The sequence below is a fragment of the Clostridium sp. DSM 8431 genome (assembly GCF_900116755.1).
Lineage (GTDB): Bacteria > Bacillota > Clostridia > Clostridiales > Clostridiaceae > Clostridium.
Genome location: NZ_FPBY01000152.1, coordinates 1 through 7,930 on the forward strand (window position 1 = coordinate 1; position 7,930 = coordinate 7,930).

Consider the following 7,930-nt stretch of genomic DNA (forward strand, 5'->3'; position numbering starts at 1 on the left):
AAAAAATATAAGTATATGAAAAAAACAACCATACAAGCTTTTGAGCTAGTATGGTCGTTTGATTTTTAGGACTTTTTTTACAGCCCCTTTTTTATAAATTTGCTAAACTTCTATTTTCTTCGAATTCCCTATAATCTCTTAAAACCTCTAAAAGCGGATCTAAATGCTCATAAAATACAACTATATAGTCTCCTGCCTTAGCACTAAATAACGCTTGTTTTAATGCTTCTTTTTCATCCAATACAATTTTCACTTTTTCTTCACTATACTTATTCATAGAATTTCTTAAAATTTTTGCAACTTCCCCATTCTCCCTTCCTCTTTTATCTTCATCTTCTTTTATATAGACCTTATCAAAAAATTCTACACATAACTTTCCAATACTAGATATGCAATCATTCTTTCTATCTCCTGGCACCCCTATTACCCCAAGAAGCTTATTGTGTTTTAGCTTACTTACTGATTTTAATACTGATTTATAGCCCTCTATATTATGCCCATAATCTAAGATAACATTAATCCCATTAACCTTGTGTATGTTAAATCTCCCTGAATTGAGTTTATTATTTAATCTAAAACTTCTAAAGCCTTTAGATATCATACAATAATCAATTCCCATTCCAACTAATATTCCGCAAGATGCTAGTATATTTTCAATATTAAATTCAAGCAATCCATTTAAAGTTATTGGAATATTCTTTATATCTGAAACTTTATATTTCTTCTTATTATTTGATACAAATAGTGCATTATCTTCAATATATACTGCTATCTCTCCTTTACTTATGGCTTCCTGTACTAAAACATTATTTTTATCCTTTGAAAAAAATATTCTCTTTGAATGTATATTTTTCAATATGGTTTTAGTCCATTTATCATCTGCATTTAAAACAACATATCCATCATCTTTCACAGCTTCTCCTACTAAGGATTTCACATATGCCAGTTCTTCCATGTTATTTACTCCGTCAATTCCTATGTGGTCTTCAGTTATATTTGTTATAGCAGCTACATCAGCTGCCTCATAAGCTAGCCCTTTACGTATAAGACCTCCACGTGCAGTTTCTAAAACAGCTACTTCAACATCTTTATTAAGTAGTACAGCTTTTGCGCTTTGGTAACCTGTATCGTCCCCTATATCTATACATTCACCATCAATGAATATGCCGTCTGTTGTTGTCATTCCAACTTTATATCCCATATTAGATAACACATGATAAGTTAGTCTTGTAGTTGTTGTTTTTCCATTAGTTCCTGTTATAGATATTACAGGAATATTAACAGGTACACCTCCATATTGAAGAGCTAGTATTGCTTCCCCTACATCTCTTTTCTCTCCTTTACTAGGATACATATGCATTCTTATTCCTGGGGCAGCATTCACCTCCATAATCTTTCCATTTTTAAGAATTGATTTTGTGATATCGTCTATCTTTACATCAATACCACATATATCTAATCCAATAGCTTTTGCTGCTCTTATACATATTTTTTTATTTTCTTCTGATATTTTTTCTGTACAGTCAATGGCTATTCCACCTGTAGATAAGTTTGCATTATCTCTAAGGTTTACTTTTACTTTAGGTTCTAATTTAGTATTGAGGTTTAAACTTTTAGACTTTAAGTAAGAAACTAATTCATCATCTATCTTAATTTTTGTAAGAGGCTTTTCATGGTCATAGCCTCTAAGCTCATCTTCATTTATTTTAGCAATAAGCTCTTTTATAGTATGAACACCATCTCCAATTACACAAGGAGGAATTCTTAATGATACAGCAACCACATTATAATCTACTACACATATCCTATAATCATTTCCTTCAATATACTTTTCAATAATTACATCACTATATTCTTCTTTTATATTCTTGTAAGCTTTAATTAAGTCCTTTTCATTTTGGATATTTAAAATAACGCCTTTCCCCTTATTTCCATATCTAGGCTTTAAAACTAATGGATACCCTATTCTTTCACCTTCCTGAAGTAATTCTATTACATTATGTACCTCACTTCCATCTGAAACAGGTATATTTTGATTTTTTAGCAGTTCTTTAGTTAATTGCTTATCGGATGCTATATCAGCTGCCACACAGCTTGTTTGAGAACCTATAGTAGCTTCTATAACTCTTCCTTGTTTGCCATATCCAATTTGATAAAAGCCAGTATCTCCTAAAGAAAAAAAAGGCATTCCATATCTCTGAGCAGCATCTTTTATAGCCTTAGTACTAGGGCCTATAGATTCTACACTTAATATTTGATTAAGCATATTCATTCTCTTATCAAAATTAATGCTCTCTTCACATATGAATGAATTAATAATATCAACAGCAAGTCTTGCAGCTTCTAGTGCAAAGCGTTTATATTCATATTCAATTATTATATAATATAAATCTCCCTCTATTTCACGTGCCTTTCCATAACATACATCTACTCCAAGAGTATTTTGTATAGCTATAATCATATGTTCACATACATGAGCTAAATAAGTTCCTTCTTCTAATCTCTTTACAAAACCTCCCTTTTCATCAATTCCACATCTATGTTTTTTTAATTCAGGTAAAAGCTCTACTAAATTTTCATTAAAGTTCTTAATACTTTTACTTGGCACTTCTGCATATCCACATAAATCTATATCTAATCTTATACATTTTCTATGAGAGTATATGTTTTGTCCTTCAAATACTGTTTGTTTTATTATCTTCATCCTTTAATTTATCCTCCTCAAAAGGTGTTCTTCTAGCCAAACTAAATTTATCTTTTTCTCTTAAAACATGAAGCTTTACATTATAAATACTTAATATTTCATCACTATATTGTTCAGAAACATTACTATAAGAAATAGTACTTCCATCTATAATATAAACAGCTCCTTCCCCTATAACCTCAAAAAATCCATTTTTATTTACTATAATTGCTGTATTTTCATCAATACCTATACCTAATACATCAGGATTTTGAGCTATTCCCGTAAGAAGTCTGCCAATTCTGCCTCTTTGTGCAAAATGCTGATCTATTATTACGTTCTCTATAAATCCCATTCCAGGCGACATCTTCAATGTACATTTTCTTGGAGATTCTTCATCATCACCATCTACTATCATGGTATCGCTCATTACAGATGCTCCTGCTGAAGTACCTACTATATACTTCCCGTTAACACCAGACTTTTTTAATTCTTCACATACTGGAGTACCTCCAATTAAACTTGTTATTCTAAGTTGATCACCACCAGTAAAGAAAATTAGTCTACTCTTTTTTATTAATTCTATACTTTCATCTTTATAAGAATCTTCTCTAGAATTTATATTTAAAACTTCTATATTTCTAACTCCCAAATTAGTAAATACATTTCTATATTTTTCTGCAGCTTCTTTTGGATATAATGTTGCCACTGTAACTACCAAAAGGATATCTCTTTCCTTATTTATGCAATTACACACCTTATCTAATATTTTTTTCCTTCCTTTTTTATCTTCTGCTCCTCCTATAATGATTAAATTTCCGTTTAACTCTATATCCATTTTAATCACCTCAAATCATACATAAATTATTTTTGCCTTATTTTTTACTAAATATTCATTTTTTATATAAACAACAAGAAAATTATTAAAAATATATCTAGCGCCTTTCTTTTCCGTTTTTTCGAAGCACTACATTTTTTTCTTTTTAACGTAATTTTAAGAGCTCACACCTATTAAAGAACTTTATGCGTTTATATACGAGCAAAGTAGCTGACGCCACGCTTTTCAGCGCAGGAAGCAGCTTTATTTTGCCATGCAAAAGATTATAAAAGTAAAATAACTTCATATTAAAATACAATTTAATTATTTTGCTTTTAGGTTCTTTTGCGGCCTACTATTATTTTTTTAAAATTTTTTATTTTTTTGTATAACTGGTCTATGCATTAAAAAAAGACTTTCCTACGTCCCATAAAAGGCTCTAGGTAAGTCTTAATACAAATTGTTTAAAATTTAATAGAGGTGTATCTAAATCATCCTTCTTGATGAACTAAATACACCACCTCATTTATAATCTCCTTAAAAAACAGCTCTTCCTGGAATAATTAATTTTTCTCCTTCTTCTAACTCCTCTTCATTATCCATATTATTTATCTTCTGTAATTCTTCCATTTTACAATTATACTTTTTAGCAAGACTCCATAATGTATCATCCTTACCAACTACATATATAGTAATACTTGATTTCTTTTCTGGAGTATCTCCTTCATCTTCAATAACATCAGCTATAAATTCTCTTCTATCTTCATAGAAAACCTTAGCACCGACAGAAATACTTGCCTTAATAGCTATAGTATTAGCCTCAATAATAGCATCTAAAGATTCTAAAACTGCTCTTACAACAGCTTTCATATTTTCTTTTGCACCTATCATATCTAATACTGTTGTGAAAGGTATATCACTTGAAACATGGCTGTATACAGTCTCATTTTCATCACCTTTATAAATAACATCAGCTTTTATTATGCCTTCTACCATTATTTTATCATCATTTATCTGCTTATCTGTAATAACTGTGTTACCCATAACCCCAATTATTTTTTCAGGCTTTATATCTCCTTCTTTTAAATAAATGTTATCCTTTATGATATTTTCACCATTTTGGATTCCCAAAAGTGCTCCAACTTCATAAACTTTATTTTCTATAGATAAATTAAAATTAGGCGAATAAGCATCTTTAATAACTGACACATTCTCATCAGAAAATACACTTATTTTTGCAGCAACTAAAAATTCTATGTTAATTATTCTAGCTTCCCCTAAATCGTCTTCTTCAACTACTATATCTTTATTTTTAATATCGTATATAACTGAAGGAATCATATCAGAGTATACACCTGTAACTTCCTCATCTTGAGAAATATAAACATCATCTTCTAAAGATATAATTTCATTTGTTCCATCACCAACATATAAAATATTTATTTTACAATAGCACCCTAAGTATACCTTATCTTCTCCAACCTTCATTTCTTTCTTGTGTAATCTTAATGAACATTTTAATATCTTAGATATTTGTGGTTTATCCATACCTACTCTTAAAACAGATTTACCAATCATATCACATTCTTTAGTAGATGCTAACCTTCCTATATTTTGGTTTTCCTTTAATATTTCCACACCTTCACTTGCTTCTATATCTTTAACAAATTCTATATTAGTTGTAGCGTAGAATTCCCAATTTAAATCAATAACTCCTTCAATGGATATTTTCCTCTCATTCATGATCTTAGCATCAATATGTTCTATTTTGCATTCTACTTCAGAAATTATTTTATGTTCGCTTTCCTCAAGATCCAAAGAATTTGTAAACTTTTCAGTATAACTTACAGAATTAACTGAATCTGAATCATCTCTAGGAATATAAATAACATTATACTCCACACGTCCTTCAACAATAATCTTAGCTCCTATTACTTCTTTACTTGTTATAATAGGTATAGCTTCTACTGATAAAATCTTTTGAACATCTGGATGTGTATCTGGTATTAAATATTCTTCCCTTAAAATAGCATTTGAATTGCTTTCATATAGTAATTGTTCAAATTGTAATTCTTCCTTTATAACATCTATCTTTGACATACTTACCTCCTATAAAATTCCTACTATTAACTATATAAACTTTTAATACTTTTTATTACTGAAATTCGGAACTTTATAGATAAAAATAAATACAATATCCCCTATTAATCTTTATATTTTTCACATTTCATAATTTTTAAAATATTTTTACACAAAATGTGTTGACAATTAAACTAATTTGTCGTATCATTAATCTTGGTTATTGACCATATAACCTCTCATAAATTCTCAATACCCTTTTATACCATAGTTGAAAGATGGAACCCACCATCTTTCTTTTTTTATACAAAAAACAGTATAATAATTGATTATACTGTCATTTATCTAAATATATTACTTTTCTTTATAACAAAAAAACTCCGACTTTATCGAAGTTTTATCCCTAACTCGGAAAAAATAATTGAACTGTTTTTGTTAAAACATCTGAATAACTATAAGTCACAGTCCTTTGGGTGTCGCTTTCTAATCTTATTACAAAAATACTAGGATAGGCACTTTCTAGAACTCCGTCATTGACTAAAATCTTTTTACGTCCTCCATTTGCTCTTAAGGTTACCTTTTCTCCAATATGTCTTTCTATATCTTTTTTGATGGTTGAAATAGTTTTAATTTTTTCCATTTTAACACCCTCTTTCCTTATTTTATTATACTCTTCAATAATTTTAATGTCAAACAAAATTTAAATTTTATCATTATTTAAGATATGTTGTCAATATTTTTTTAATATTTATTTAATATTTCTACCTCACATTATATATTATTTCTTTTTTTATCTTTTTTATTCATATTACATCACAAAATATAAAAGGCACCTATAAATAAATCCTTTTAATTTGACTTTTTATAGATGCTTAAAAAATTATTCTATTATAAATTTATCAACTTCACTTTTTAATGAATTTATTAATTCATTAAGTTTCTCTGATACTTTATCTATATCTAAACTTGTTTTTTCAAACTCACTAGCTGTAGCATTCACCTCTTCTGTAGATGCAGATAGCTCTTCTGAGACAGCAGTTATTGAATGTAATGAATCTATTACATTATCTTTTTTATTATCATTGTCTTTAGATAAACTTGATAATTCATCTATTTTAGGAACAAGACTGCCTATAAGATTTTCTATATCTTCAAAGGAATCAATTGTTAATTTTATATTTTCTTTTTGTAATGACACTTCATTATTTATTCCTTTAGTTGACTTAATAATTTCACTACATTGTAAAAGAACATCAGATACTATATTTCCTATTTCATTTACAGAATCTTGGCTTTGATCTGCTAACTTCCTAATTTCCTCTGCTACTACATTAAATCCTTTGCCTGCTTCACCAGCTCTAGCTGCTTCTATAGCTGCATTTAAGGCTAAAAGGTTAGTTTGTTCTGCAATTTAGCTTATTGTAGTTGTTATATCACTTATTGATGATATCATAGAGTTCATGCTTTCTATATCTTTATTAAATAATCCAAAACTTTCATCAAAACTTTCAAGTGAACTATTTAGCCCAGTTACATTATGATTACTTTCTACTAATCTTTCTTTAATTCCATTTGATATTTGAACTACACTATCAATATTTTTATTCATATAGCTAATATTTTCTGAAAATACATCCATATCCTGTGTTACATTTACTATTTCACTAGTTTGACTTGCATTTCCTTCTGTACAGCTATTCATAGCTCCTACTATATCCCTAGTATCCTGAAGTTTGCTCAAGAATCTCTGATTCATTATTAATAACAACAATATCATCCTTAACTTTTTTAATCATACTTCCTATAGAATCTCTTGTTACTAATAGTGATCTATAAATATCACCAATTTCATCACCATTATAAAGTAACTATAACACCTTTTTCTTTGTCTACATATTTTGAATCTACCTTTAACCCAATTGACCATCCATCTAAACCATCTATTGTTGTATAAGTAACATACTTGTCAGAAAGTTTTTCAAAGTTACTTTCTCCTGCAATCATGTTCTTATGAACCTGTAACATTTATTCTAGTTCAGGGTAATTTTCTGTATCATTAATTACATTAACAGCATTGGTTACATCATCTAGATTATCAGATGCAATAATTGTACCATCTCCAGATAATATGTATGAATGTCCATTATTAAAATACTTTAAATCACTTATATCATTAGATAAAAAGTTACTATAAAAAGTACAAGTCATTGCCCCTACTATTTGATCTCCATTTTTTAGTGGAACTCCTATAAAAATTATGGCTGTATTGTGAATAAAAGTGATAAAAATAGGCAAGTATCTAAACAAATGATACTCGGAAGTGATTGATTTGTATTCGGATAACTATTTTA

8 protein-coding genes are annotated in these 7,930 nt (G+C 28.7%); all 8 read right to left on the bottom strand.

Going from position 1 to position 7,930, the window contains the following annotated elements:
* Positions 1–91 precede the first annotated feature (91 nt).
* The gene (gene cphA / locus BM384_RS13400) at positions 92–2,704 is read right to left on the bottom strand and encodes a cyanophycin synthetase (RefSeq protein ID WP_090014359.1); all 2,613 of its coding nucleotides are present in this window, start codon (positions 2,702–2,704) and stop codon (positions 92–94) included.
* Positions 2,676–3,521 carry a cyanophycinase gene (locus tag BM384_RS13405; protein ID WP_090014360.1) on the bottom strand — a complete coding sequence of 282 codons (846 nt, stop codon included), beginning with the start codon at positions 3,519–3,521 and terminating at the stop codon, positions 2,676–2,678. The genes cphA and BM384_RS13405 overlap by 29 nt, the downstream gene beginning before the upstream one ends.
* Positions 3,522–4,037: 516 nt before the next feature.
* Positions 4,038–5,600: a DUF3794 and LysM peptidoglycan-binding domain-containing protein gene (locus BM384_RS13410; protein ID WP_090014361.1), complete on the bottom strand. Its 1,563-nt coding sequence runs from the start codon at positions 5,598–5,600 to the stop codon at positions 4,038–4,040.
* Positions 5,601–5,982: 382 nt separating this feature from the next.
* The gene (locus BM384_RS13415) at positions 5,983–6,219 is read right to left on the bottom strand and encodes a Veg family protein (RefSeq protein ID WP_090014362.1); all 237 of its coding nucleotides are present in this window, start codon (positions 6,217–6,219) and stop codon (positions 5,983–5,985) included.
* A 240-nt stretch (positions 6,220–6,459) separates the two neighbouring features.
* The gene (locus BM384_RS18300; protein ID WP_090014363.1) at positions 6,460–6,990 is read right to left on the bottom strand and encodes a methyl-accepting chemotaxis protein; all 531 of its coding nucleotides are present in this window, start codon (positions 6,988–6,990) and stop codon (positions 6,460–6,462) included.
* Positions 6,991–7,335 (bottom strand): hypothetical protein, encoded by a 345-nt coding sequence (locus BM384_RS18305; protein WP_242946039.1) that lies wholly within the window; start codon positions 7,333–7,335, stop codon positions 6,991–6,993.
* Positions 7,336–7,436: 101 nt separating this feature from the next.
* On the bottom strand, positions 7,437–7,604 hold the full coding sequence (locus BM384_RS17745) for a hypothetical protein (RefSeq protein WP_207650726.1): 168 nt from the start codon (positions 7,602–7,604) through the stop codon (positions 7,437–7,439).
* Positions 7,605–7,787: a PDC sensor domain-containing protein gene (locus tag BM384_RS13430; protein ID WP_090014366.1), complete on the bottom strand. Its 183-nt coding sequence runs from the start codon at positions 7,785–7,787 to the stop codon at positions 7,605–7,607.
* Between the last annotated feature and the right edge of the window lie 143 nt (positions 7,788–7,930).